The sequence below is a fragment of the Paenibacillus azoreducens genome, from assembly GCF_021654775.1.
GTDB lineage: Bacteria > Bacillota > Bacilli > Paenibacillales > Paenibacillaceae > Paenibacillus_AQ > Paenibacillus_AQ azoreducens.
Genome location: NZ_AP025343.1, coordinates 85,820 through 112,813 on the forward strand (window position 1 = coordinate 85,820; position 26,994 = coordinate 112,813).

Annotated in this window: 17 protein-coding genes and 1 riboswitch; of the genes, 13 read left to right on the forward strand and 4 right to left on the reverse strand. The window is 45.2% G+C overall.

All coding sequences use genetic code 11. The features are described 5' to 3' along the window. Positions 1–68: 68 nt before the first annotated feature. The 4 genes from mqo (at position 69) to L6442_RS00505 (ending at position 4,401) form a co-directional block, all read left to right on the forward strand. Complete coding sequence (gene mqo / locus L6442_RS00490) at positions 69–1,571, forward strand: malate dehydrogenase (quinone) (RefSeq protein WP_212979409.1); 1,503 nt, start codon at positions 69–71, stop codon at positions 1,569–1,571. A gap of 181 nt (positions 1,572–1,752) precedes the next feature. Next, positions 1,753–2,649: a helix-turn-helix transcriptional regulator gene (locus L6442_RS00495; protein WP_237100163.1), complete on the forward strand. Its 897-nt coding sequence runs from the start codon at positions 1,753–1,755 to the stop codon at positions 2,647–2,649. 112 nt (positions 2,650–2,761) lie between these two features. Continuing rightward, positions 2,762–3,550 (forward strand): alpha/beta fold hydrolase, encoded by a 789-nt coding sequence (locus L6442_RS00500; RefSeq protein ID WP_212979407.1) that lies wholly within the window; start codon positions 2,762–2,764, stop codon positions 3,548–3,550. Next, positions 3,547–4,401, forward strand: a complete 855-nt coding sequence (locus L6442_RS00505) for a DUF2785 domain-containing protein (protein WP_212979406.1) — start codon at positions 3,547–3,549, stop codon at positions 4,399–4,401. The genes L6442_RS00500 and L6442_RS00505 overlap by 4 nt, the downstream gene beginning before the upstream one ends. Before the next feature lie 369 nt (positions 4,402–4,770). Here the strand turns inward: L6442_RS00505 and L6442_RS00510 are convergent, their stop codons facing one another. Continuing rightward, positions 4,771–5,961 (reverse strand): coenzyme F420-0:L-glutamate ligase, encoded by a 1,191-nt coding sequence (locus tag L6442_RS00510; protein WP_212979405.1) that lies wholly within the window; start codon positions 5,959–5,961, stop codon positions 4,771–4,773. Between the two features lie 127 nt (positions 5,962–6,088). Here L6442_RS00510 and L6442_RS00515 point away from each other — a divergent pair, with 127 nt between their 5' ends. The 5 genes from L6442_RS00515 to L6442_RS00535 all read left to right on the forward strand — a co-directional run bounded on the left by L6442_RS00515 (position 6,089) and on the right by L6442_RS00535 (position 13,382). Then, the gene (locus L6442_RS00515; protein ID WP_212979404.1) at positions 6,089–6,979 is read left to right on the forward strand and encodes a LysR family transcriptional regulator; all 891 of its coding nucleotides are present in this window, start codon (positions 6,089–6,091) and stop codon (positions 6,977–6,979) included. A 132-nt stretch (positions 6,980–7,111) separates the two neighbouring features. Continuing rightward, the gene (locus L6442_RS00520) at positions 7,112–8,191 is read left to right on the forward strand and encodes an ankyrin repeat domain-containing protein (RefSeq protein ID WP_212979403.1); all 1,080 of its coding nucleotides are present in this window, start codon (positions 7,112–7,114) and stop codon (positions 8,189–8,191) included. A 216-nt stretch (positions 8,192–8,407) separates the two neighbouring features. Next, positions 8,408–9,871, forward strand: a complete 1,464-nt coding sequence (locus L6442_RS00525) for a protein adenylyltransferase SelO (protein ID WP_212979402.1) — start codon at positions 8,408–8,410, stop codon at positions 9,869–9,871. A 727-nt stretch (positions 9,872–10,598) separates the two neighbouring features. Continuing rightward, positions 10,599–11,582 (forward strand): phosphotransferase enzyme family protein, encoded by a 984-nt coding sequence (locus tag L6442_RS00530; RefSeq protein WP_212979401.1) that lies wholly within the window; start codon positions 10,599–10,601, stop codon positions 11,580–11,582. Between the two features lie 222 nt (positions 11,583–11,804). After that, complete coding sequence (locus L6442_RS00535) at positions 11,805–13,382, forward strand: MFS transporter (RefSeq protein ID WP_212979400.1); 1,578 nt, start codon at positions 11,805–11,807, stop codon at positions 13,380–13,382. 85 nt (positions 13,383–13,467) lie between these two features. On the opposite strand, the gene L6442_RS00540 is transcribed toward L6442_RS00535, so the two are convergent. Next, complete coding sequence (locus L6442_RS00540) at positions 13,468–15,300, reverse strand: PAS domain-containing sensor histidine kinase (protein ID WP_212979399.1); 1,833 nt, start codon at positions 15,298–15,300, stop codon at positions 13,468–13,470. 383 nt (positions 15,301–15,683) lie between these two features. On the opposite strand from L6442_RS00540, the gene L6442_RS00545 reads away from it, so the two are divergent. After that, positions 15,684–17,783: a TerD family protein gene (locus L6442_RS00545; RefSeq protein WP_212979479.1), complete on the forward strand. Its 2,100-nt coding sequence runs from the start codon at positions 15,684–15,686 to the stop codon at positions 17,781–17,783. Positions 17,784–17,872: 89 nt separating this feature from the next. Here L6442_RS00545 and L6442_RS00550 read toward each other — a convergent pair whose 3' ends face one another. Beyond that, positions 17,873–18,769: a phosphotransferase gene (locus L6442_RS00550; protein ID WP_212979398.1), complete on the reverse strand. Its 897-nt coding sequence runs from the start codon at positions 18,767–18,769 to the stop codon at positions 17,873–17,875. A 277-nt stretch (positions 18,770–19,046) separates the two neighbouring features. Here L6442_RS00550 and L6442_RS00555 point away from each other — a divergent pair, with 277 nt between their 5' ends. The 3 genes from L6442_RS00555 to L6442_RS00565 all read left to right on the forward strand — a co-directional run bounded on the left by L6442_RS00555 (position 19,047) and on the right by L6442_RS00565 (position 23,739). Next, positions 19,047–20,051, forward strand: a complete 1,005-nt coding sequence (locus tag L6442_RS00555) for a gluzincin family metallopeptidase (RefSeq protein WP_212979397.1) — start codon at positions 19,047–19,049, stop codon at positions 20,049–20,051. Positions 20,052–20,764: 713 nt separating this feature from the next. Continuing rightward, positions 20,765–20,942: riboswitch (cyclic di-AMP (ydaO/yuaA leader) on the forward strand. Positions 20,943–21,075: 133 nt separating this feature from the next. Continuing rightward, a complete protein-coding gene (locus tag L6442_RS00560) occupies positions 21,076–22,899 on the forward strand; it encodes an APC family permease (RefSeq protein WP_212979396.1) in 1,824 nt (607 codons plus the stop codon). Positions 22,900–23,028: 129 nt separating this feature from the next. Continuing rightward, a complete protein-coding gene (locus L6442_RS00565; RefSeq protein ID WP_212979395.1) occupies positions 23,029–23,739 on the forward strand; it encodes a DinB family protein in 711 nt (236 codons plus the stop codon). Positions 23,740–23,870: 131 nt separating this feature from the next. On the opposite strand, the gene L6442_RS00570 is transcribed toward L6442_RS00565, so the two are convergent. After that, positions 23,871–26,993 (reverse strand): ATP-binding protein, encoded by a 3,123-nt coding sequence (locus L6442_RS00570; protein WP_212979394.1) that lies wholly within the window; start codon positions 26,991–26,993, stop codon positions 23,871–23,873. Position 26,994: the final 1 nt, after the last annotated feature.

Sequence of the window (26,994 nt, forward strand, 5' to 3'; positions counted from 1 at the left end):
CGTACTCTGATTTATTGTGAGAGCGCCTACATCTTTTCTTCAAATATTAGCGTGTAAGGACGGTAAAAATGAGCAGCAGACAAACCGAAACAGACGTTATCTTAATTGGTGCCGGAATCATGAGTGCGACTTTGGGGACATTGCTGAAAGAATTAGTACCGGAATGGAAAATTACAGTGTTTGAGAAGCTGGCAAGCGCAGGCGAGGAAAGCTCTAACGAATGGAATAATGCGGGAACGGGGCATGCTGCACTGTGCGAGCTTAACTACACAGCCGAGAAATCGGACGGATCTATCGATATTAGCAAAGCGATCGTGGTTAATGAGCATTTCCAAGTTTCAATGCAGTTTTGGTCTTATCTTGTAAACAGCAATCTGATTCGTAATCCGCAAGATTTTATCATGCCATTGCCACACATGAGTTTAGTGCAAGGGGAAAAAGATGTAGCGTATTTGAAAAAACGTTTTGAGACGATGTCCAAAAACCCGCTGTTCCAAGGGATGGAGTTTTCCGACGACCCGAAAAAACTGATGGAATGGATTCCGCTTATTATGAAAGACCGTACATCGAACGAACCTATAGCGGCAACAAAAATGGACTCTGGAACGGACGTTAACTTTGGCGCTTTAACGCGCATGCTGTTCGATCACTTAAGGAAGAAAAACGTCGATATTCATTACAAACATAGTGTCGATGACATCAAACGTACAAGCGATGGCTTGTGGGAATTGAAAATAAGGAATGATAGCGGCACAGTCGAACGCCATACTGCCAAATTCGTCTTTATCGGCGGCGGGGGAGGAAGTCTTCCTCTGCTGCAAAAATCCGGTATTCCTGAAGGAAAACATATCGGAGGATTCCCGATCAGCGGGCTATTTATGGTGTGCAACAATCCGAAAGTCGTAGCGCAGCATCATGCCAAAGTATACGGCAAAGCGAAGGTCGGGGCGCCTCCAATGTCTGTCCCGCATCTTGACACGAGATTTATCGATAATAAAAAATCGCTGCTCTTTGGACCGTTTGCCGGCTTCTCGCCGAAGTTCCTAAAAACCGGGTCCATGTTTGATTTGATCGGCTCCGTAAAACCGAATAATCTGTTCACGATGTTGGCGGCAGGTGCAAAGAATCTTTCGTTGACAAAATACCTCGTCCAACAATTGATGTTGTCGAAAGAGAAGCGTATGGAAGAGCTGCGAGAGTTTATCCCGAATGCCAAAAGCGAAGACTGGGATATGCTGGTAGCCGGCCAGCGTGTGCAGGTTATTAAAGATACTGTCTCTGGCGGTAAAGGAACGCTTCAATTTGGTACGGAAGTGGTGACTGCCGCTGATGGATCGGTCGCCGCCTTGCTCGGCGCTTCTCCGGGGGCTTCCACTGCCGTTTCCGTCATGCTGGAGGTCATCGAAAAATGCTTCCCGCAGCATCTAAAAGAATGGGAGCCGAAAATAAAAGAAATGGTTCCTTCTTATGGCTTGCCACTCGTGGAAAATCCTGAGCTTGTCCGTGAAATTCATGCTTCTACGGCGCGGACGCTTGGTCTAAAGAAGTTGAAATCCGTCAGTAGTCAATAACAAAATAGAAATGAAATGAACTCGGCCTTTATCCTGAAATTCATGGAACTAAAGGCCGTTTTGCTTTGCCTTCAACCTTTGTAGGCAAGAAGTGTTTTTCTTTTATGCCCAACACAAAATATGGGAGGAACGTTGTAAATCAACGTAATACATCAAAATGCGCGTAGATCGATTACTCTCCATGTTATTAATTATCTCAAAAAAAGGTATGGTTACAGGCAAAGAGCTTGCGGAACATTTTGAAGTATCCATACGAACCATTTACAGGGATATAGAAAAATTAGGCGAAGCAGGTATTCCGGTCGCATCCATTGGCGGTAAAGGTGGGGGCTATTACATTATGGAAAACTATAATGTGGACAATCTTTTTTTGAAGAGAGATGAAGCTTCCACCTTCATGGCGATCATGAATAATCTAAATTTTCTGTTTGGGAAAAACACACAGTTTAATGATATGGTTTTAAAGATCGAGAATACGTATACACAAGAAAAAAATACGGATAAGTTGAACATTAACATGTCCCATTTCAGTATGGAGAGTGAATTAAAGGAATACCTGTTTCTGATGAACCAAGCCATTGAAGAAAACAAGCTGATGGTATTTGATTATTGCAACAGACAAATGGAATATTCCGAAAGAATTGTAGAGCCGCTTCAAATCACGTTTTCTGCCGGTCATTGGCATTTGGTTGGATTTTGCAGATACAGAAACGACTACAGAAAGTTTAAACTGGTACGGATCAGGAATTTGAAGATGGGTGACAGTTTCGAAAAAAGAGATATTTCAAAGGGAGAAATCGAAGAAATATTTAAGGAAAGCATCCGCAAATCAAGTATTCGAGTTAGCTTGAAATTTTCCAATCGAATGGGCAAGGGGCTAACCGAGTATTTCCAAGAAGCGGATATTCATCAAACGGAAGATAACCAATACATTGTTGTAGATCATTTTCCTCATGATGAAGGGTTACTCAAATATATTTTAAGCTTTGGCAAGGAATGCGAGATTGTAGAGCCCCTTTATTTGAGAGATGAATTAAAAGAATATATAAAAAAATTATTGCTCCCATACAATGGCTGACATACTGATGTCAGTCGTTTTGTTTTATTGTAGAGGTATAGCAGGGAGTTAACATATGAAGAAGCTACAAAAGAATGCGATTGTTCATTTCTACATAAGGAGTGGCACAAAAATGCGTATGGTTGAAGCCTTCCATACCTGTCATGGCCGCAAGCTGTTCAGCAAATATTCGTTAAAAGGTACGCCAAGCGTAATATTCATCGCAGGATTGGGTGATAGCTCGGAGTCATGGGATGTAGTGCAGGACCGGATATCGCGGATCACATCAACCTTTTCGTATGACAGGGTGGGCGTGGGTAGAAGTGAAGCTGCGCCGCTTCCGCGGACATGCCTTGACTTGGTGCAGGAGCTTTCCGAGTTGTTATCGAGTATTCCAATGGAACCGCCGTATATTCTTGTTGGACATTCCTTTGGAGGATTGGTTGCCAGGTTATTTGCGAGTCGTTATCCGGCGATGGTATCGGGGATCGTCCTGATTGATGCTGCACACGAATATAAAGAGCTCGCTTATGAAAAGATTCTGCCTGAGAAGCTGATCTCAGTGAATAGAGCTTATCTCGAAAATCCGATGTTGAATCGGGAGAAGATCGATAAGTTACGGAGCTATAAGGAGGTCGTTGATCATTCACGGCAAAGCAATATTCCCTTGTCAATTATTACAAGCGGGCTGCCGGATGGCGGTGATAGAGATGATGGTAATGATGATAATGATGGCGATGATGGGGAATGGCCACAACAAGAAATATTGCAAATGGAGCAAAGGCTGCAAGCCGGTTTTAAGCGGCTGTCAACGGTAAGCAAGATCAGGGTTGCCGGGCGCAGCGGGCATTATGTTCATCATGATGAACCGGAAATTGTAATAGAGGAAATTATCAATATGTTGAAGGGGATGGAATTGTGAACGATACAAGGATGAAACTCATGACGGACCTGCAAAGAATAGAAAAGGAGCAGTACCAACTTCGTGAAGGAGAGTGTTATCAGGATTTCTTAACTTTGATGCTGCAATTTATAGGGGATCCTCAGCCGGAATTACGGGATGATCTGATTTGTACGACATTTTATGAATGGATTGAAGAAGATGGCAGCAGGTTAACGGAAACGGAATTGCGTGGTCTCCTGGCTGTTCTAACCGATGAGCGACATTTGTTTTATCATATTGGCAGCGAGGGTGACGAGTCTGTATTTACAAGGGCGTTCTCTGTCCTGCCCATCGGTTTGATCGTGTTGCGCCACAGAAAGAAACCTTTTCTGGATCATGCCGAATTCCAGCATCTTAAGCATTCACTGCTCCGCTATTATAAGGAGGAAAAGGATCTGCGCGGCTATCTGCCTGAAGGGGGTTGGGCTCACAGTGCGGCACACGGTGCGGATGCTTTGGTGGAGCTGGTTCAGTGCCAGGAGAGTGATGCTGCGGTACAGCTTGAGGTGCTTGCCGCTGTTCAGGGAATGCTGCATAACGGGATACAAATTTTTAGCGAAGAAGAAGATGAGCGGATCGCCCGTATCGTGGATACCATGATTGACAAAAGTCTGCTCCCGCAGCAGGAGGTCGCAGACTGGATCAGTGGACTGACACACTGCGCCGACTTGCCGCAAAGCCGTGGTCCGAGGATCGCCCGCGTAAATAGCAAAAACTTTCTCCGCAGCCTTTATTTCAGAAGAGGGCAGATCAGCCGTGGGAATATCCTTGACGCTGCCATACTTGCAGGAGAGGCTAAATTGAACAGATTTGCGATAGGGAAAGATTGAATTCATTTTGCGGAAGCTGCTTTTTTGAAAGCAAAAGCCCCCTCCACCGTTTTAGTGGAGAGGGCCGATTCATAAAATGCCTTTGTAACGTTAGGACAAAACGCAAACCTGATGTGTTCGGCTCCGAGTATTTTCTAACGGACCCCATGGACGTTAATTCGCTGAAAAGGGCGGCTTTCATATTGTAACGGACACCACAGCACTTAATTGCTCCTAAAGCACCGCCAGAAGGGGATTTTTCGCAAAATAACTGCATTTGTGTCCGTTAGAATTCATAATGGTCGCAATTGACCCTGATAACGGCCGCTGTGTCCGTTAGAGTTTGGAGTTGCGTTTATATAGTTCAGCTCGTTAGTTTATTTCGTTAGTTCACTTCGTGTAGTTATCAAAATATCCCTGAATAAAGATAACAGGCGTGCCCTTATCTCCACTTCCGGAAGTTAAATCCGACAGAGAGCCGATCAGATCGGTTAATCTTCTTGGCGTCGTACCTTGGGCTTCCATGGCTCCAACCAGATTCGCATCTTTTTTGTTAATATATTGAGATATTGCCTGCTTCAGTTCCTCGCCCCTTAAATCAGCGAAGTTATTATCGGCAAGGTATTTCAACTTTACTTCATTCGGTGTGCCGTCAAGTCCCGCCGTGTAAGCTGGCGATACAACCGGATCCGCAAGCTCCCATATTTTACCCACAGGGTCTTTGAATGCCCCATCCCCATAAATCATCACTTCAACCTGCTTGCCCGTTTTTTCTTTGAGCATGCGCTGGATGTTATCCACGATAGGTTGGCAATTACGCGGGAACAGCTTTACGCTGTTTTCGGTGGATTTGTTGGAGCCTAACAGGCCATAAGCTTCATTACATCCGCTGCCATCAATGGATGCTGTCAGGATGTCATCGAGACCATACACTTTTTCTCCGCCATTGGCTTTCAAAATTTTCTTCGTTCTGAATCTGGTATGGATATCGCATGTCAGCACGTTTTTGGTGTATTCCAAGATCGTCTTTGGATTGTTCGAGAAAATGACTTCGCATTCCACGCCGTATTCTTCAATCAATGATTTATAGTAATCGATATAATCGATGCCGGTAAAAGTATGTTTTTTATAACCAAAAAGCTCGCGGAATTGCTGCTCTGTCAACACATCTGTCCAAGGATTAACCCCTTTTTCATCAAGCATGTCGAGATCCACCAAGTGGTTTCCCACTTCATCCGATGGATAGCTGAGCATGAGAACGATTTTTTTAGCGCCTTTGGCGATGCCGCGAAGACAGATTGCAAAGCGATTCCGGCTTAAGATCGGGAAAATGACTCCAACCGTTTCCTCCCCGTATTTGGAGCTCACATCTTTCGCAATGTGATCAATCGTAGCATAGTTGCCTTGCGCACGAGCAACGATGGATTCGGTAACGGTAACGATATCTTTATCATGAATGTTGAAGCCTTCCGCTTCGGAAGCTTTTAATACGCTATCTACGACGATTTCCTCGATGCTGTCCCCTTGATTGATGATTGGGCAACGGAGGCCTCTAACGACTGTTCCAACCACTCTTTCCAAAATAATCGCTCCTTAGGACTACTATAGTGAATAACATGATTTGGCATTCCTATTTGTAATATACACCCATCTAATGGTATAAGTGAAATTAATATATCGAATAGATGATATAAGAGGTGCTTATGAAGTGAGCAAGTTGGATTTATATAAAGTGTTTTGTATGGTAGCCAAAAGCAAGAGCTTTTCCAAGGCGGCTCAGGACCTTTACATGACGCAGCCAGCCGTCAGCCAGGCGATCATGCAATTAGAAAGGGAACTGGATACTCGTCTGTTCACAAGAACATCGAAAGGCGTATTTTTAACCAACGAAGGCCGTCTTTTATTTGATTATGCGAATTCAGCCATGAATTTAATCCACGTCGGGGAAGAAAAGATGCTGGAATTAAAAAATTTAACGACAGGCGAGTTGAAAATAGGTGTTGGCGATACGATATCCAGGTATTTTTTGCTTCCTTATCTGGAGGAATTTCATAATCGGTACCCCAATATTAAGTTCAAGATTGTGAATGGCACAACCCTTGAAATTTGTACTCTGATCAAATCGGGTGAGGTGGATATTGGAATTTGTAATTTTCCGCTTGAAGATCCGGCATTAGAACGAAGACCATGCATTGATATTCATGATATTTTTGTATATGGGGAGAGATTCAAGAGCATATTATCCCGTCGTGTCAGCCTTGATCAGATAGCCAAACTGCCGTTAATCTTCCTTGAATCGAAATCCAATTCCAGAAAGTATGTGGAAGACTATATGTTGTCTAAAGGAATTAAGATATCTCCGGATTTTGAATTGGGATCACATGATCTGTTATTGGAGTTTGCCAAAATCAATTTAGGCGTAGCGAGCGTGACAAAGGAGTTCTCTCAGGAGTATCTGGATAAAGGCATATTGCATGAAGTTCGATTAACCCAGGAAATACCCAAGAGAAGCATTGGCGTATGTTTTTTAAAAAGCGTATCTCTATCGCCGGCATCAACGAAATTTGTTGAGATTATAGAAAAAAAGTTGTTGGACTAACGCGCCCATATATTTTCACCGTCGGGCATTCCGTAAATGGTTTGATAAAAATGAGAGAGCCTTAGGCTGCATTGTTTCTGGCCAAGTTGTTTTCTATACTCTTATAAAACTTTGAGTGGGAGTGGGTATGGGATGATCAAGCTGAAAGATATCGGGAGGTTCGAGGAGCTGCCGGAAATCGCGATGGACATTTACACAGGAAATATACCGGGTTTGGAGGCTGCAATGGCAGCAGGCTGGGATATTGAAGAAGGCATCGTACTTAGCAAGTATATTACGTTAAGCCCGCTCGATCTGGCGCTGATATCGGAGAGGCTGGATGTTGTTAAGCTGTTGGTAGAGCGCGGCGCCGATTTGAATGTCTCCAATAATCCGTCTTTTTTGCGAGCCGTTCGTTATTGCAAAGAAGACATCGTTCGCTACGTTGCGGCGCAAGGCGCTAAGCTGGACATGCTCAATCAAGTCGGGTCCGGCGCTTATTCACAGGCCTACTATGGAAACAAAAAGAATATCCCGCTCATCCATGAGCTGGGCTTGGATATTAAGCTGCATGGCGGCGCTGTATTGCGTCAAGCCGTGTCGGATCATGACCTTAAGACAATCGCTTATTTACTCGAACATGGGGTGGACATTAATTATAATCAACCGGATATGGTCTATCCTTACCGGGCGACTCCGTTAACCGTTGCAGCGCGCATGGGGAATCCAGCCATGGTCAAATATTTGGTTGAGCACGGCGCAGACGTTACTCTAGCGGAAAAAGATGGCGAACGCCCGTACACGATTGCAGTCAGCAACAAGGATACGGTCCTGGCTGATTATTTGAAGTCGCTTGAGCCCGCAGAGTTTCATAATCTCGAGAACAAAAAGCATGAATTGAAAAAATATAAATTGACCGATGAGCTGATCAGCTTTCTTACCGGGGACAAGCTGCGCCTTGAACTGGCGCAAAATGAATATGAAATCGGGTATATCGATTTTTTCACATTGACCGACACGATCGAGATGAAAGTCGGACGGCAAAAGCTGCTGCGGCTGTCAGCCGACTTCGACAATTACTCCCATCTGCAGCTCGTGTGGAATCCAAAGAAAAAAGGCCTGATCGGCTGTTACGACGTGGAGCATCAGGAGTATGCGGATTTGTGCAGCTTTGCAGAGTTTCTTGCGCAGCCTGAAATGTACCTCATCAAGTTTCTTGAGGGGGAACTGTAACTGGTCAACGTTATACAATGTCGCTCTCGCTTATGAGGGGCATTTTCAAGCTCGATGAATCCAATATATTGCTGCGAAAAGAGCATGATTACTGCACCGCCATTCTGCCTTAAACGGTATAATAATGGAAAAGAAGCGGACATTAAAAAAGCGATGAAATTATAACAAGCGCTAAAAAATAACAAGGACAGACAAGACAAAAGATAAGGAGAGTCTATGACAAAACATATAGGATCAGGATGGAACTTCGACAATAGTTATGCCCGGCTGCCGGAATTATTGTTTGCCCGTGCAGAGCCAAGTCCCGTACGCTCGCCGAAGCTGGCCATTCTTAATCATCCTTTGGCAGCATCCCTGGGCTTGAGCGTTCAGGCGCTGCAAAGCGAGGCTGGCATAGCCGTATTTGCCGGGAATCAAGTGCTGGAAGGGGCCTCGCCTCTGGCTCAAGCTTATGCCGGGCATCAATTCGGATATTTTAACATGTTAGGGGATGGCCGGGCTATTCTACTCGGTGAGCAGATTACACCCCAAGGCAAGAGGGTGGATATCCAGCTGAAGGGTTCAGGCAGAACGCCGTACTCTCGTGGGGGGGATGGCCGGGCTGCAATTGGACCGATGCTGCGCGAATACATCATCAGCGAAGCCATGCATGCGCTTGGCATCCCGACCACCCGCAGTCTTGCCGTCGTGACAACGGGGCAGTTCATAACCCGTGAAAAAGAGCTTCCGGGCGCCGTTCTGACACGGGTAGCTGCGAGCCATATACGTGTCGGCACCTATGAATATTTGGCGCAATTTGGCACCGAACAAAACCTGCGCATCTTTGCCGACTATACCATAGATCGCCATTATCCAGACATTGAAGCGGGTGAGAACCGATATCTTGCGCTGCTTGAAGAAGTGATCAAACGCCAGGCTTCGCTTATCGCCAAATGGCAGCTGGTTGGCTTTATTCACGGCGTGATGAACACCGACAACATGACCATTAGCGGCGAAACGATCGATTACGGCCCTTGCGCCTTCATGGATGCTTATGATCCCTCCACGGTTTTTAGCTCCATTGATACGCAAGGACGCTATGCTTATGGCAATCAGCCGTACATTGCCGGATGGAACCTTGCGCGATTTGCCGAGACGTTATTGCCGCTTTTGCATGATGATCAGGAGCAGGCTATCAAGCTGGCCCAGGACAAAATTTCCGGATTTATGGATTTGTATGAGGGGAATTGGATTGAGGGCATGAGAGCCAAGCTGGGGATTTTTAACGGAGAAGATCCGGATAAAGAACTTATTAACGACCTTCTCGGTCTGATGGAAAAATATCATGCGGACTATACCAATACCTTCCGGGCGTTAACCTTGGATACAATCGAGGGCACGGATCTGTTCGGGGCTCCCGAATTCGCCCAGTGGCATGAACGCTGGAAGGCGAGACTCGGCAGACAGCAAGAATCGGAAGCCGCCTCCAAGCAGCTGATGCGAAGCAGCAATCCAGCGGTAATTCCAAGGAATCACCGGGTCGAGGAGGCATTGGAAGCCGCATCGGAACAGGAAGACTACAGCGTGATGGAACGGCTGCTTACGGTTTTATCCGACCCGTTCGCGTACTCCGCCGAACAGGATGAATACTGCGGATTGCCTGCGTCAACCAAACCTTACCGGACGTATTGCGGTACGTGATGAAGCGGATGTTTCGCTGCGGATTTTCCGCTGTATGACCCGTTAAGCCCGAGCTGTATCGCAAGAACGGCAAGTTTCTTTGATGAAATAAACGGGGCTTCTTATAGGTTCGTCATTTGAACTGCAGGTTTAAATTAGCCATTTTGACCAATACAGTATTTAACAGTATTTAACGGTATTCAAATTAAAGGCCATCCCGTTAAGGATGGCCTCAGGCTGTCGAGAAAGTCTCGGCAGTTATTTTTTTATATCCCAGGGCCGTAGTGCTTCCTTCAGGCTGGCTACGGTGATTTTTCCTAACGATATTTGTGCTCGGACAAACCCCGGCTTATATCCTACCGTGTTAACGGCTGCCCATAAGCTAACGAAACCCACAATCGTTATTCGGGCAAAAATGAGCCGCCAAAACTTCTAACGAAACTGGGAAACGCTATTCAGCTCCATAGAGGTTCATTTAGCCGTATTTCGTGCAAATAACGATCTGTAGTTTCGTTAAATTCAAATCTGCATCGTTTTTGTGAATATAACGCTCCCTAGTTTCGTTAGGAGTATTCAGATAAGCTAAGGCGCGCGGGCAGGGCCTGGAGAAACAGGTAGGATAAAAATAACCACGCACATTGATTATTAGTTTAGATGAGAGAAAAATATAAGTCTATATCTTTTTAGAAAATACTGTTAACTTAGGTTTATCCCCCGGCCGGGAAACTTTCAGAACTGGAGGTTTGAGATGGTAAGTCGGGAACTATTGGCTAAAGTGGCGGAGTCCTTTGAATTTGATGTTGATACACTGGTTTTTATCAGTCATTCGTGCAATGAGGTGTACCGGTTCACCAAAAATGATCTTCTATATATCTTGCGTTTATCTGAAAAACCATTTCATGATGTGGACAATTTGAAAGCGGAACTTCACTGGGTTCGATATTTGGCCGAAAAAGGAGTGCGCGTTTCGCTGCCGATCACAACGAAGGATGGGAAATTAACTACCGTTTACAACGAGAATGATACGTGGTTTATTGCTGCAGTGTTTCAAATGGCACCGGGGATTGTTTTTGATAGAGAACCGCAAATATGGGGCCCTTCCTTATTCCATACATGGGGAGAAACAATGGGGGAGATTCACCGGCTTACAAAAGCTTACGAACCTGCCGAGCCTAGCTATAAAAGAGCTGAGTGGAGCGCAGCGAAAATCAACAACCCTAACCTTTTCCAAGGGAACTATCGAATTTTACTTGACAAGTTAAAATCCCTCGAGGGAATCATTTCGTCCCTTCCTAAAGATAAGGAATCCTACGGATTGATCCATTATGATTTCCACCCCTATAACTTTCTTGTCGATCAGGGAGATATTACGGTCTTTGATTTTGATGACGCGATTTATGGCTGGTTTGCGCTTGATATCGGTGTCGCGGCCGCTCATGCCGTATGGTGGGGATCGCCTAACAATGATCGGAAATCAAAACATGAATTTTCAAAACGGTTCCTAAATGAATTTCTAACAGGTTACCTCAGACAAAACCATTTGAACCAGTACTGGATCGGACAGATTCCGATGTTCATGGACTACAGAAATATTAGTTCTTTCTTCTGGTGGCTTCATAGTTGGGATGGGAACGAGGTTAATCTGTCGGAATTTCAGAAAATTGCAATTGTAAATGGAGTTGAACTGATCCAGAATGGTCTTTCTTTTGATGGGTGCGACATCCAGTTATAACAAACGAGCTCGGCATTCAAATCATAGGCCATTCAACAATCTGACCACAGCAAAAACTGTGGTTTTTTTTGTGTTCATCTTCTTGTCATTTAAATTAATCACATGACATTAGTCACACTTGACTATATGATATGGAGTGACTACACTATGGTTATGGATACATAATCATCGATGACTATATGTTGTTATACACAGGATTCGAATTGAGAATGGGGTGTATTTATGAAGCGTGAATTAAAGTTGAGTCTGCTTGTTTTCGCCATAGGGGTGTTTATGGCAGCGTTAGATAACGGGATCATTACGGCTGCGCTGACGACACTGACCAAATCATTTCATGTCTCTGCAACTTGGGGTGCTTGGTCGATTACGGTATATACTTTAGGTCTCGCAATCAGTGTTCCGATTATCGGAAAGCTCTCCGATCGGTATGGACGTAAAACATTATTTATGGTGGAAGCAACGTTGTTTGGTTTAGGATCATTATTTGTTGCTCTAAGTCCGACCTTTACTTGGTTTTTGATCGCGAGATTCTTTCAATCCATGGGCGGCGGCGGTATTTATATTATTGCTAGCTCCTTTGTCCTCAATACGTTTCCAAAGGAGAAACAAGGTCAAACGCTGGGCATGTTAGGCGGAATGAATGGAATCGCATCAGTGCTTGGCCCCAACATCGGTTCCTTTATTCTTGGTGTTACCGGAAGCTGGCATTGGCTGTTTTTGATCAATGTTCCTATCGCAGCCTTGCTTGTTCTCTTTGGCGCAAAATATATTCACGAAAAACAAATCCTTACGCAATCCCGAATGGACTGGGTCGGCGTAACGGCGCTCAGTCTGGCGATGTTATCCATGATGTATGGATTTACAAATTTGGATGGCGTGAACTTTATCGATAGTTTAACCTCAGCATCTTTCCTTGGATTTTTCGGTGCAGGGGTTGCGCTGCTTATCTTTTTGTATTTTGTGGAGAAAAGAGTGGAGAAATCATCGATTGATCCGATCCTGCCCATGTATCTGTTTAAAGATAATACATTTCGTTGGACGCTCGTATTCGCGATGTTCTCAGGTTCGATTATCGCGTCGATAATATTCGTTCCGGGTTTTGTTGAGCAGTATCTCGGCGTAAGCAGCACGGTATCAGGGTACTGGTTCACGCCGCTTGCGCTCGCTTCCGGGATCGGGGCGGCATTGGGCGGACGGCTGGTGGATAAGAAGGGCTCTGTCTTTACTTTATTGATCGCAAGCTCCTTGGCGGCTATCGGGTTCCTGCTGTTCTCGCTGTGGGTAACAACCAAATGGGAGATGGTGTTTGCCAGTGTTCTGGTCGGCGTAGGTTTTGGTTCGATGATCGGCGCGCCGGTCAATGTATTAGCGGCTGAAAAGGCAGGGGCTAACAAAGGCGTGGCACTTTCGACCACCTCGCTTGCCCGTCAGGTTGGCCTGACGCTGGCCCCAACGTTTCTCGCAGGGTTTATCGCGCGTTCGTATATGAACATGGGTAACGTCATCCAAAGCAATATGAAAGCAGCGAATATCGTGCCTGCAGGATCAGGAGTGATGCAAATGCCGGCTCAAATGGATTTCAACTCCCTGCAAGCCAGCTTCCAGCATATCCAAGATCCAACTGTAAAGCAGGTTATGATCGACTCTCTTCATCAGGTCGCGGGGAATGGTTATGGCGGATTATTTACCACATCGGCGATGATTTGTGCCGTCTGTATAATGCTTGCTTCCGTCATTGGCGTCGTTCGGAAAAAGCAAAAAAATCATCAGGTCAACGCGGAACTTAATGTAAGTAAATAATTAAAATTTAAAATAAAGCAGGCAGCGATTATCCACTGTCTGCTTTTTGTGTCTAACCATCCTCGTTTGGCGTGGAAAGAGGGCGTTAGGGTATGGGGCATCCGGAAATAGGCAGGGTAATATCTACAATCGTGCCCTTTTTGATTTCACTTGTGATGTTGATGCTGCCTTGATGGTCTTTAATGATTTTGTTGCTGACAAGTAAGCCCAGCCCTGTTCCCTTCTCTTTTGTCGTATAAAAAGGTTCACCGAGTCTGGGAAGCAGTTCCTGAGATATGCCGCAGCCGTTATCCGAAAGGCGAATAAGGACCTCGTTGTCGCTTAGAAGTTTGGTTTGAATACCGATTTCACCATTCGCAGAAATGGCCTCCAGGGAATTTTTGATGATGTTGAAAAACGCTTGTTTTAATTGATTTTCTACGCTGTTGATCGTAACGGGCGGATTCGTAAAATTGGTACTGATGATGATATTTCTTGAACTTAGTTCTGGTTGGAGTAATTCTATAACGTTTTCTATAATGCCGTGCAAAAGCATTGGTTTCATATCGAGGTTTTGCGGCTTCGCTAAAACAAGCAGCTCACTGACGATAAAGTTGATTCGATCCAGTTCAGACAACATAACGTCCGTATAAAGGGAATTCTCTGAAAGTGCAGGCTGTAAAAACTGAATAAAGCCCTTTAATGAGGTCAGCGGATTTCTGATTTCATGCGCTATACTCGCAGCCAATTCACCAATAATGGTCAGCTTTTCCGTTTTACGCAGAAGCTCTTCGTTTTGTCTCCTCTCCGTAATATCCCGCGTAACGTTAAAAAAATAAGGGCATTCGCCATCCATGTTGAAAAAAGGCATTCCTCTGGATTCCAAGTGAATCCAGGTTCCGTCTTCAAGTTTGTATCGATATATGCAGATAACAGGGGTTTTCGATTGGAGCATGTAAGAGTATCGTTCACAAACGAGAGATGCATCGTCAGGATGGATATTTTCAAAGCGAATTCGATCCGTGCCTAGCTTCTTCACATGTGAGGGAGAACTGTAAGTGGTATCGCCATTTTTATCCATCACGGAAATGAAGTCCACTGTGTTTTCAGCAATAAACCTGTATTGTTCCTCGCTCTTGCGCAACGCTTCTTCGGAGTGTTTTCGCTCTGTGATATTGCGCGATACGACCAGGAAGCCCTCGATCTCAGCGTTCTCGGATAAAATCGGCACACAACGGGACTCAAAATATACCCATGACAAGTTTTTATGTTTAACTCTATATTCCAACTGAACGGTTTTTTTATGGATGGAGATGGATTGCCGGAGATTCAGGATTTCGTTTATATCATCAGGATGAACCATATCCAAAGTATCCGTTTGAAGATATTCATCCGGAGTGTATCCCAAGTGAAGCTCTACGGAAGAAGATACGAAAATCTTTTGCAAATCCAGATCATAGGTGCTGATAATGTCATTCGTATTTTCTACGAGTATCCGGTATTTGGCTTCGCTTTCCAACAATGCGGTTTCAGCCGCTTTGCGGCCTGTAATGTCCCTGGCGATCACCGAAGTACCGACGATTTTCCCTGCCGAATCTCGTATAGGGGCACCTGTCAGACATACCTGAACCAACGTACCGTCTTTTCGCATTCGTACAGTCTCATAATCCGAGAGCTTTTCTCCAAAGAATTTGACCGGATGGAACACTTCTTTCGTTTCGTTTATTAAATGTTCCGGTACCAGGCAGTAAGGATCTTGGAGCAGATCTTGGTATGTCCAGCCATAAATTTGCTCAAAAGCATGATTGATGAGAAGTATATTCCCTTGCATGTCTCGAATGGAAATCGCGTCCGTCGTCGTTTCGACAAGAGACTGAAGCAGTTCCTTCAAATAGATAGGTTCGTTGCTTAGGTTCGTACGAAGAGTATCTTTATCCATAGGCGATCCCTACCTTAAAGAAAGATTTTTTTAATATAAATTCTATCTTTCTTGTAAAAGTCCTTGGGAATATCCCCCCTGTAATACAGAATTTCCGTCATTTTTGCGTCCGTAGAATATTTTACCAAGTCGTAATACTTCCGCCCTGTTCGCTTACCGGGAAGTATGTGATGATGGGTACATCAAAGAGTTCAAGGCCACAAGGCTTCGAACTTTGACCTTCAGGCTATGGCGGTCCTTCCTTCTAATTCAATTGGGTGAACTAGGGCCGCGGCTTCCCTGAAGGATTTTTATTCATGAGAGGAGGCATCCAGGCTATAATATTCCTTCCTTCTACTGACATTTAAACCATTTAGGGATATTGCTTTCCTGGAGTCTTTATGATGATCAATACCATTTATTTACGAAGAGCGAACAAAGTGATTGTGAACCGGGGGCAAGGTTCTAACCGGATTTCGGAAGCTTATTTGGCTACGGCGATGAAAAATATCGAATATCTTGGTTTTACGTTCTCCCATCATTTGATGGGCACTGTCCGCACTTTATCCAAGGAGCAGTTTGAAGCATTTTATTCTCAGTTGGTCGCCGATCTGAGGGTGATGGTTGGCGCTCATGTGGAATACAAACCGATGTATCCTGACTTCCCAGTGCAGGTCATGGAGCAATCGGATGCCGAGCTTTATCTGAATGCGGTCTATCATTATCTTACGTTGGATTTGCCTGAGTATAAGGCTGCTGGGAGAATCCCTTTAATGGATAATATCAACCTGAAAGTGATTGACCTGGGAAGCAAAGCGGAGTTTCATACGATGATACGCCAGCTTATTGAGGCCAAGGTATCGATCTCTGCGACGGACAAAGAGGATATCGATGCTGCGATAGAGTGTGCGGATGTAGATGAACTGGATGGGATACTTCCTTCCGAAATTCCGTTCAAGGAAAATGCGGGATTTGTTGTGGGTTCATTATTGAAGCATGATAAGGCCAATATGAAACTCATCGGACGATACTTCAAGACCGCAACCGATGTCCTTCGCTTGGCTGTTGCATGGTCGGATGGCGATGTCAGTCTGGCCGAGGCCACGCGTTTTCGCAAATTTAAGCGTCCCGAGAGACGGCTGCTGCTTAGATTGCTCGAACAGTGCTGCCCGATTACAGAAGACATGCTGAGATATAAACAGCGCTGGATTCGATTAGGCGAAATTTTGCATCCTTCAGAATATAAAAATCAATTTGCAGGGTGTAAGGAAGCTTTTGATATTTTGCGCAATAATAAGCCCTTTACGACCTTTAACGGAAGTGTCGAACTCGCATTCCAATATCATAATGTCTGGACTTTGATCGATCTGTTGATGCAGCGTCCGGGTGAATTTGCAAGAAGACTGGATCATTTATTGCGATTAACCGAGCATGCGGAGTATGTGGTGTTGGCATTCGGCGAGGTTGCGAGTCAAGTTTCGACGCCTGTGTTGCTGCAGGTGAAAAAGCATTTTGCACATCGCCATGAGCCTCAAGACTTGCGCATCTTTTTCCCAAAAGGAAATATAGCCAAAGCAACCGCGATTCCCAATACTCTGCCGGAGATTGATGCAGCGGCATGCCAGGACATCGTAGGAATTTGCGATCAGGTGCTTATACAGCGATTTTCGACGCTGCCTTCGTTAGGGAAAATCTATGTTGATGAACGCTTGAAAAGCTATAATGTTCCGTTCTCCCAAAGATCGGCAAGCAAAGCTTTGCGTACGATTGTTCGGGGAAGCCGTGTGCCCATGCAGGAGGGGGATACGATCCGTTTCTTCAGCTGGTGGAAAGAAGGGACAGTGAACGGCAAGCATACCGGCCGTGTCGATATCGATCTGTCCGCTGTCATGTATGATCGAAACTGGCAGTGTGTTGAACATATTTCATATACGAATCTGCGATCCTCCAAATACCAGGCCGTGCATAGCGGAGATATCGTGACAGCTCCTCAAGGAGCGTGTGAGTTCATCGATCTTCATATCCCTTCCATCGTGGATCATGGCGTGCGTTATATCGTCGCTACACTTCATTCGTATACGGTTCAGCCGTATTGCGACTTGCCGGAATGTTTCGTGGGGTGGATGATGCGCAAAAAACCGGGTTCCGGCGAGATATTCGAGCCTGCTACGGTGGAGAATAAAATTGATGTCACAGCCGATACGCAGATTGCGATTCCCGTCATCCTGGATCTGGTGGAACGTGCGGTCATATGGACGGATCTATCGCTGACGAGACATCCTAACTACTACAATAATATCGAGGGGAATCAAAAAGGGATGGTCTTAATGGGCAAAGCCATGGCTGCTTTACAGAAGCCGGATCTGTATGATTTATTCATGCTCCATGCTAAGGCAAGGGGGGAGTTGGTAGATACTGCGGATCAGGCGGATGCGATATTTTCGGAGGGAAAAGGGATTACTCCATATGATATCGAGCAGATTATGGCTGAATATCTTGTGTAGATGCAGCAAAAAGCCAGTCTCCGGATCATCTCCGGGAGGCTGGCTGCTTGGATTTTGCTTGCAAATGGGGTCTCATCTGCGTGAAAAGATCAGGCCATTTCGTGGAGATTTTCGACATCCTGCAGCAGATCGGGTATCCAAGCTTCTGATCCAGGAATGATATCTGTCCCGCCATAAACAAGCCAATGCAATGTCTTGATCAGCCAGCATATACCGCCTATTCTCAATTGCCAGTTCAGATGATCCACATGAACATCAGCTATTTCGAGGTAGGCTGAAACTATATCTTCCTTCGATACATGACTCCAGGCTTGTGCCTCCCCAATCAAACAGTATAGATCTCCAAGATGAGGGCTTAAATAGGCTGTGGACCAGTCAATCGGCACGACGCTATTATCCTCGATCAAAAGATTCTTTGCATGATAATCATGATGAACGATGGTGGCGGGTACCGTTTGATAGAGTTGTTCTAAATAACGAGGCAGGACTGCCTTAACTTTAAATAAAGCTTTGTATTCTGCTAACTTTTTCGATTTCAAAAGACCATCTAGCAACCCTAAAAATTTTTCAGCTGAAACGTAATAAGTGTTCATGATCTGCTTAGGAAGAGTCTTTTCCAAGTTGGATGCTGCTTGCATTCTTAGTCTTGCCAATTCCCTTGCAGCCTCCAAAAAATAAGCCGACTTTGGATTCTCTTCCAAATTTTCTTTTCCCGCATCTTCCATGATCATGACTCCGCTGCTCTTCAACTGCACATATTCAAAAATCTGCGGAGCTTTAATCTGCAACGGACCCACTAAATCCCGATATACTCCAGCTTCGCCGGCCATCTCACGGCCACCCCATTTGATGATGCGTGATTCACCATTCGTTAGCTTTATCCTGTAGACTTCAGAAAGAGTCCATTTTCTTAATAACGACCATTCAGCAACCTCATTCAGCAAAGGTATTTTGGAGCAATAATCTGAAAAGCATGTTGGAATCATTCCATTTTTCCCTCCCGCACAATATTGTACGAAACAGATTTTTACATATATGGCGGGGAAAATATAGACTTATAATTCTCCTTTTGGTATGATGTTGAATGAGGTCTTGAAAAATTTCAGGACTCTTTTTTTATGTCTTCGTAATCAATGGTGGCCATTTCAAAAGGATGGCCTTTCTCTTTTAGCGTTAAAAATAAGTCCAAAACTGTTTAATAAAGTTCTTTTTCGCCGATATGTCCATTTTGTCCGTCTAATCCTATTACAAGCGAGGGTATTCATGCTGGTCATTGATTTCGTTATCGCCAATTTATTCATACCTGGTCTGCTTATGTGGTGGGTTTGGAAATCCAGGGGATCGAACTGGGCAGGGAGTATTCTTTGTTTGCTGACTACGGCGTCTTATTTTGTGTTTTATTGGGTTGGAGAGTTCAATAAAGCGATCACGTTATTCGGTGCAGTATGGACGCTCCTTATTCTTTTTGCATCCTATCGCCTAATCAAAAAGTCGAAAACAGCTCCTTTATTTCCACAAAAGATAGGTAAGCGTGTGGTCCTTTCCGTTATTGCGCTGATATCCTTCATCTTTATCTATTTGAACCTGTCGTCATTACAATCCAGTTTTTATAAGAATCGGCTGGAAACGCAGCACTTTATCTTTTACAGCTCCAAAAACGATGACTCGCTAGATAAGCTTGCAGATCTTCTGGAACAGAACTATGGACGTATTACAGATGCGATTCAAGTGAAGCTGCCTGCGAAAACGAAGGTTACCGTATTTCCAAACCCAATGAATTTTATTTATTCGATCGGGCAATTTTCTAACTTTTGGTCGCTTGGCGTTTTTGGCGAAGACGCTTTATACATTGTATCCCCAAAATATCGGCCCTCCATGTTTCAATCAACCGTTCACGAATTTACGCATGTCGTCTTATCGCATGTTGACAGTAAGCGGCCCACATGGTTGGAAGAAGGGGTTGCCAATTATTTCGGGAAAACAGACTTAAATGCCTTGAACGTGCTTCCCCCTTTGGTATCTGCCGGCAAAATACCTGGCTTTGATGAGTTAGACGGGTCTGCCTTCGTTTATAGGAACGGATATCCATATTCGTATACCATTGTGGAATTTTTGGCTGCCAAATACGGATATGAGAAATTAAATGATTTTATCAGGCATCCTGAGGATTGGGATCGTATCTTTGGGGTCAGCAAAGCGGAATTGCATGATCTATGGGTGGGTTATTTAAGAGAAAATTACGGTTCAAAGATGGTAAGAGCAAAGTAAGTAAGAAAATGACCTTTTTGATCACGATGAACGATAAGAGTTGGTTTATGTTATAGGAGGGGACTTCCCCTTCTTTTTTGTTTTATTCCTATCAATAAGCAGAAAACGCGCCATCATAAACAATAGAAATTTTGGGGTCCATCACTTTTCATCGGTGTGATATGATTGATTGCAGAGGAAAGAGTTATTGATCAGCCCCAGTTTGGGGAAATTTGAAAAGGTGTTTGGTTGCTACAGAAACACCCTGTTTTTATACATATTTGTTTTATATTTCCATAAAATCATCATGCTGTCCCCGTCGTAATCCGTGATGAAGCTTTATCATGCCGCCGGCAACATGATAGGCGTAGAAGAACAATATTTGCTTCTGAAACAGAGGATCGAACGCGAGTTGGAACTGCCAATTCACGCCGACATTACCCGTTGGTATAAACAGTGGAAGTCCTTGAATCCCATTCCGTCAGCTGAAGCAACAATAAGGCATCGCTCTGGCCGGACTGCAAAGTTATGAAATCAAAGATAAGGGATAGGCATATCCCAGAGAAGGTTGCCAAACCGCCCAACACATCTGAGTCCTCAAGCACAGATGACGCGTGCCGAGGTAACGGCGCTTATCGCAAGAATGCTCAAAACAACTAATCTGATCGACATGTAAACAAGCGATCTACAATAGCTAACTTAGCCAAACAACCATCCCGGGTTTTGATCTCGCGGATGGTTGTTTTCTCAACGCCCAATGGGTAGGGAGAAACCGATTAGATCCACTCATCGTATGTTTGGAATTCAAATGATAAGAGGCGTGAATCACTTGATTATTCACTTTTTGAGTGTAGGGATACTTTCAATCCCGAATCCGTCAGCTAACCTCGTAAGCGTTATGAAAGAGGAATTTGTTGTGTGCTCATGAAAGCTACGGGAAAGTCCAACTTTCCTGTGGCTTTTTTGTGCCAAAATTGATTTTATGGGTAACAATAAGGGTACATCCATGGTTTCTTCAACTTAAACACTGGCGGTGACATAAACAATGGCAGCATTGAAAAGGTTTCTTATTGGCCGGCCTCTAAAATCTAAAGAACTGGGAGAACAAAAATTAAATAAGAAAAAGGCATTAGCCGTACTTTCATCGGATGCGTTATCTTCCGTAGCCTACGGTCCGGAGCAGATCCTCTTAGTTCTGGTCACCGTCAGTACAGCGGCTTTCTGGTATTCGATCCCTATCGGGATTGGAGTGCTCATTTTATTAACGGCGTTGATTCTGTCATATCGGCAAATTATTTTTGCCTATCCACACGGCGGAGGAGCATATGTTGTGTCCAAGCAGAATCTGGGGATTCTTCCTGGATTGGTAGCTGGAGGCTCTTTGTTGGTGGATTATATTTTAACAGTAGCGGTCAGTGTCTCGGCGGGGACGGATGCGATAACGTCAGCTTTTCCTGTGCTGCATGAGCATACGGTAGGGATTGCCGTAACATTTGTTATTCTGATTACCATTTTGAACCTGAGGGGTGTAACCGAGTCGGCATCCATCTTGGCCTATCCGGTTTACTTATTTGCATTTGCGCTGTTCATTTTGATCGGCGTAGGGCTGCACAATATCATGACCGGTCATGTTTCCCCCAATCTTCATACGCCAATAGGAACACCTGTAGCGGGCATCAGTTTATTTTTGCTGTTAAAAGCTTTTGCATCAGGCAGTTCGGCCTTGACAGGTGTTGAAGCAATATCCAATGCCATCCCGAACTTCAAAGATCCGGCCCCGAAAAATGCCGCCAGAACATTAATGGCGATGGGGGTTCTGCTAGCCCTGTTGTTTTCCGGTATCGTGTTTCTTGCCTATTATTTAGGGATTTCCCCGAATCCCCAGGAGACGGTGGTATCCCAGATCGCCAAGCAGACGTTTGGACGAAATTTTATGTACTTTTTCATCCAGGGAACAACCGCTCTGATCCTTGTCCTTGCCGCCAATACAGGTTACTCGGCCTTCCCGCTGCTTGCGGTTAATCTGGCGAAGGACCGGTTCATTCCTCGAATGTTTACCGTAAGGGGCGACCGTCTTGGTTACTCCAACGGGATCATTATTCTTGGTTTGCTCTCGATCGTGCTGATAATCGCCTTCCACGGGCAAACGGAACATTTGATTCCGCTGTATGCGGTAGGGGTATTCATTCCATTCACGCTGTCACAGACAGGCATGATGGTGAAATGGATTCGTGAGAAGCCTGCGGGCTGGGTGATGAAACTAATCATCAATACGATCGGCGCGCTGATCAGCTTTACGGTTTCAGTCATGTTCTTTGTAACGAAGTTTCCGCAAATCTGGCCGGTGCTGATATTTTTACCGCTGATCGTTTATCTGTTTCATCGCATTAAGAAGCATTATGAAGCGGTGGGTGACCAGCTACGTTTGTCGACCTGCGAACCGGTGGTTCCGATTGAAGGGAATGTCGTTATTCTTCCCGTATCCGGCATCACGCATGTTGTCGAACGTTCCTTAAATTATGCGCAGTCTCTGTCAGCGGACCAGATTATTGCAGTCTACATTCCTTTTGAACGGGAAGAGGAGAACAGGTTTGAGGAAAAATGGAACAAGTGGCGCCCCGACGTCCGACTGGTCACATTGCCTTCACCTTACAGGAGCATCATCCACCCGCTAAGTAAATTTATTGATACCGTTCACCGGAAAGCAAGCGAGTCAAATTATCAGGTGACGGTTATCATTCCCCAGTTTATTCCTAAGCGCAGCTGGCAGAATTTGCTCCATAACCAGACAAGTTTAATGATTCGTACGTATTTGTTGTACCGTAAAGACGTGATTGTGACAACGGTACCGTATCATTTGAAGAAATAAGGAAAGGAAGTAAAACCACCATTAACATAATCCGTGATGAGGCGTTGTTGTAAATTGGTGTTTAGAGAATTATTTTCATGATATGATTGTGTAAGAGATTCTGCCGATAAGAGGAGCGGGTTGATTTCTATGGACTTGGAAGCGCAAAGGGCTTGGAGTCAAAGCCATAAGGCACTAAATAACATCATTTTAAAACCCCAAGAACATTCGCAAGCGATTCAATTATTTCTTTCTCTACATGCCTGGCTGCATTCTCCGGCCGTTGGAGACACAGACAAGCCAACACTGGAAAATTTAGCGGTAGAACATTTGAATGAAACAACTTTCAGAAAGTATCCGGTAACCCTCCCGAATACCAAAAACTCGATAGCATGGCATCTATGGCATATTACTCGCATTGAAGATATGACTATGAATATTTTGGTCGCGGATGGTCAACAAGTTCTTTATGCCGGAAATTGGTTTGACAAAATGAATACTGGATTTTCCCATTCCGGTAATGAGATGAGCGGAGAGGATATTGCTGATCTAAGTTCAAGCATCCATTTTGAATCCTTATTGGCATATCGAACAGCCGTGGGTAAGCAAACACGACAAATCGTATCGGAGCTGGCACCAGGACAGTTCAAAGAAAAAGTTGAACCAGACAGGATCAAACGATTGTTTGATGAACATGCCATTACGCAAGATGCGATATGGTTAGCCGAGTACTGGAGCAAGAAAACTATAGCCGGGCTCATGTTAATGCCTGCAACGAGACATATTTTTTTGCACCTGAAAAAATGCGTACATATAAAGGATAAACTCAATAAACCATTAAAGAATCCGCTTCAAAGTTAAGGAGTCCCTGATCTCAAGTCGGTTTCCCTAGTAAAATAGAAAAAGCCTGATTGCTTCAGTACAAGCAAATCGGGCTTTTTATCATTGATTAAATCGTGCGGCCAGGGCACATCTTCACAAGGCGGATCCCGCTATGATGACGGCTTTGTTTTTGGAATGGTAAACGAAACCGAGGTTCCGAGGCCCAATTCGCTTTCAATCTTCAGACCGCTGCCGCAAAATTGCATTAAGCGCCGATGGGTGTTAAATAAACCGATTCCCGCGCGTTTATCCGTTTGTTTGTCCAAGATATGCTTCAATGTATCTTCATGAATTCCCACACCGTTATCGGAAACGCGTATTTCGACAAATTGGCCAAAATCGGTAATTCGTATGCGTACTTCGCCGCCCACGCTGCGCTTCATAATGCCGTGAGAGACCGCATTTTCCACCAACGGCTGAATGGTCAGGGGAGGAATGCGGATATTCATGGCGTCCACGTTATCATCGATTTCCCACACAGTCTGAAGTCTGTCTTCAAACCGTTCTTTTTGGATGAAAAAGTAGGAACGAATCAGTTTGAGCTCACGGTCAAGCGGGGCTGCCTGATCGAAATTTGGAAGATCGATGCCAAGCCTGAAATAATTGGTCAGCTCCTCGATGACGTCGTCCATTTTATCGGTGTCGATCCTGCTTAGGGCAGATACTGCCGTAAAGGTATTGTTCAGGAAATGCGGTTGAATTTGAGCGTGCAGCAACGCTGCTTCCATTCGCAGCCGTTCGTTTACCGACTTTTTCAGATGGGTCAGCGATTGAACCCTCGTCTTCAGCTCTGTCGCATTCATCGGTTTGGTAACATAGTCATTGGCGCCTGAACGGAATCCGGCCTCAATGTCTTTTTCCCGATTGCTTGCTGTTAGAAGAAGTATGGGGAGCTCGGCGATGGAGAAACGTTCGCGAATCCGCGCAGTCAGTTCATAACCGGACATGGCCGGCATGATCACATCGGAAATGATCAGATCCCATTCGCCTGAACCCAGGAGCTTGAGCGCTTCCTCACCGCTAAAGGCCGTGGATATTTCATAATGTTCCTCCGCAAAAATCGTTCTGAGCACATTCAGATTGACGGGATCGTCATCGACAGCCAGCAACCGAATCCGGTCCGAGGATGGGGTATAAGTTCCATCATGCACAGGCATCCGGGCATCTTCGGTCCTGCCGTCTTCAGACACAGCATCAGCCGCTGCTATCAGCGGTATGGCCGACTCTTCGGCAGCCCGGTCTGCGGTGATCTTTAAAGTAAAGGTGAATTCGGAACCCTCATTTGGCTTTGAGCGAACGGTCAATGTTCCCCCGTGCATTTCGACAAGTTTTTTGCAGATGCTGAGGCCAAGTCCGAATCCGCCCCTGAGTGCATCCTGCGATGACGCAGCCTGCTCGTAGGGTTCGAAAATTCTCTTCATGGTATCCGTATCCATCCCGATGCCCCTGTCTGTTACCGATACGCTTGCCCATCCATCGTGAATGTCAGCATCCACAGTAATCTCGCCGGCATTGGAGTATTTTACGGCGTTATGCAAAAGATTAAACAGGATTTGGTTCAGTCTGTTCTCGTCGGCATAAACAAGCGGGAAAGCAGCAGGTACGCGGTTGTTCAGCAGGATCGCTTTGCCTTCTGTCATGAAGCGGAGCATATCGATCACGCTTGAAGCCACGCCATGTAAGGATACGCCGGTAAAATGCAGGCTGATCCGGTTTTCCTTTAACCTTGCCATATCCAGCAGATCATTCAGCGTATAAGACATGCGGCGACCGACCTCGACAAGCATTCGCAGGTCATTGGCGCTTTGCTTTCCGAGTTTATGCCGCTCTCTTTCCGAGAGGGCATGCGAAATATTAATCATGCCATGCAGCGGATTCCGCAGTTCATGAGCGACGGTAGAGAGAAATTCATCTTTTTGCTTATCCGCTTGCTGAAGCGCCTCCGCCAATTGACGCGTTGCCTCGGACATCCGAAAATAGCGCTTGGACCAAAAAACCGACAGGCAAATCATCGCAATAATGAGATCGAACGGATAAGAAATCATTTCGATATGCAGGTAATTAAGCACAAGGAGCCAGATCATACTGCTGAATGCGGCAATCGCAGCCAGGAGCAAGAAAATATTATCGGCATCGATTTTCGCCGTCGACCGGAACATCATCAACGCCAAGCAAAGGCAAGGGACAAGCATCAAAACCAGATATACTTCCTGTAAAAGCAGTGCAGCGTGTAACGGCAGGAGCAGGACGGATAGAACCGCAATGCCGCACAGCAGCTCATATGCCCGTGCAGCCCTGCGCCGCAGTGCTGATGGCAGCTTGTCTTTAATTAACTGATGTACGAAATAGCCGCCGGATAGCGCAACGAGATTTTCTATTTTTGAGCCCCATCCAAAAGGGAGCGGAATCCAGGTTTGCAGCAATCTTTCCCCGTCCAGCAGCGTTGCGAGAATAACGCATACAACCATCAGGGAGTAGTAGATCAGCCTTCGATCCCTGCCGCCCACCAGATATATGATAATGCCGTACAGAACGTGAATCGCATAAACGACGCAAGCAATCCAGATCATGTTCGTTGAAAAGGTCAGGTCTTTCCTCAGGGTGTCCTCAGGCCCGAATTTCATTGAGCGGACAATCCCGCCATTGCGGGAGTTATCGAAATTCGAAGCCTGGATAACGAGTTCGATCTCACCTTTGTTCTCGTTCCCTAAATCGAAGTACGTCGTATATGGGACATCGAGCGGGATGTAACCATCTTTATTGTCCGCGGGCTGGCCGGAATGACCGAGAAGCTGCCCGTTTATATATACCTCCGATGAGCTTTTAGTACTCGAAATGTGAATGCCGTAAGCATTCCCTTGGTCCGGATCGACCAGGATCCTCAGCCGGTAAGTGCCGAAGCCGTATTTGTCTCCGCCATTGGTCCCATCTTCAAGCTTCCAATTACCAGGCACCTGAATCCATCTGCTCGGGGATTCGTTATCGGGTTGGCGTGTCCCGTCGTGAAACTGAAAGCTGCCCGGATAAAACTGCCATTCACCGTTTAGGGGAATGGAATGTTTGGTTAGAGAATCCCAGCCGCGCAAGTCTAATACGCCTTTGGTCGCAACCGGATAGTGCGAAGCCGAATTATAGAGAAGCCACAAACAACGGAAACCCGTCAATACCGCCAAAAATATCGTTGTGATAATCCATATTTTCCTTTTTGCCATCATAGCTATATAATTCGACATC

What these genes read in the sequence shown, in the direction of transcription:
- L6442_RS00570 (WP_212979394.1), bottom strand. Translation starts at nt 26,993, where the DNA reads ATGTCGAATTATATAGCTATGATGGCAAAAAGGAAAATATGGATTATC.
- L6442_RS00545 (WP_212979479.1), top strand. Translation starts at nt 15,684, where the DNA reads ATGATCAATACCATTTATTTACGAAGAGCGAACAAAGTGATTGTGAAC.
- L6442_RS00495 (WP_237100163.1), top strand. Translation starts at nt 1,753, where the DNA reads ATGTTATTAATTATCTCAAAAAAAGGTATGGTTACAGGCAAAGAGCTT.
- mqo (WP_212979409.1), top strand. Translation starts at nt 69, where the DNA reads ATGAGCAGCAGACAAACCGAAACAGACGTTATCTTAATTGGTGCCGGA.
- L6442_RS00560 (WP_212979396.1), top strand. Translation starts at nt 21,076, where the DNA reads ATGGCAGCATTGAAAAGGTTTCTTATTGGCCGGCCTCTAAAATCTAAA.
- L6442_RS00525 (WP_212979402.1), top strand. Translation starts at nt 8,408, where the DNA reads ATGACAAAACATATAGGATCAGGATGGAACTTCGACAATAGTTATGCC.
- L6442_RS00555 (WP_212979397.1), top strand. Translation starts at nt 19,047, where the DNA reads ATGCTGGTCATTGATTTCGTTATCGCCAATTTATTCATACCTGGTCTG.
- L6442_RS00520 (WP_212979403.1), top strand. Translation starts at nt 7,112, where the DNA reads ATGATCAAGCTGAAAGATATCGGGAGGTTCGAGGAGCTGCCGGAAATC.
- L6442_RS00530 (WP_212979401.1), top strand. Translation starts at nt 10,599, where the DNA reads ATGGTAAGTCGGGAACTATTGGCTAAAGTGGCGGAGTCCTTTGAATTT.
- L6442_RS00535 (WP_212979400.1), top strand. Translation starts at nt 11,805, where the DNA reads ATGAAGCGTGAATTAAAGTTGAGTCTGCTTGTTTTCGCCATAGGGGTG.
- L6442_RS00540 (WP_212979399.1), bottom strand. Translation starts at nt 15,300, where the DNA reads ATGGATAAAGATACTCTTCGTACGAACCTAAGCAACGAACCTATCTAT.
- L6442_RS00500 (WP_212979407.1), top strand. Translation starts at nt 2,762, where the DNA reads ATGCGTATGGTTGAAGCCTTCCATACCTGTCATGGCCGCAAGCTGTTC.
- L6442_RS00550 (WP_212979398.1), bottom strand. Translation starts at nt 18,769, where the DNA reads ATGATTCCAACATGCTTTTCAGATTATTGCTCCAAAATACCTTTGCTG.
- L6442_RS00565 (WP_212979395.1), top strand. Translation starts at nt 23,029, where the DNA reads ATGGACTTGGAAGCGCAAAGGGCTTGGAGTCAAAGCCATAAGGCACTA.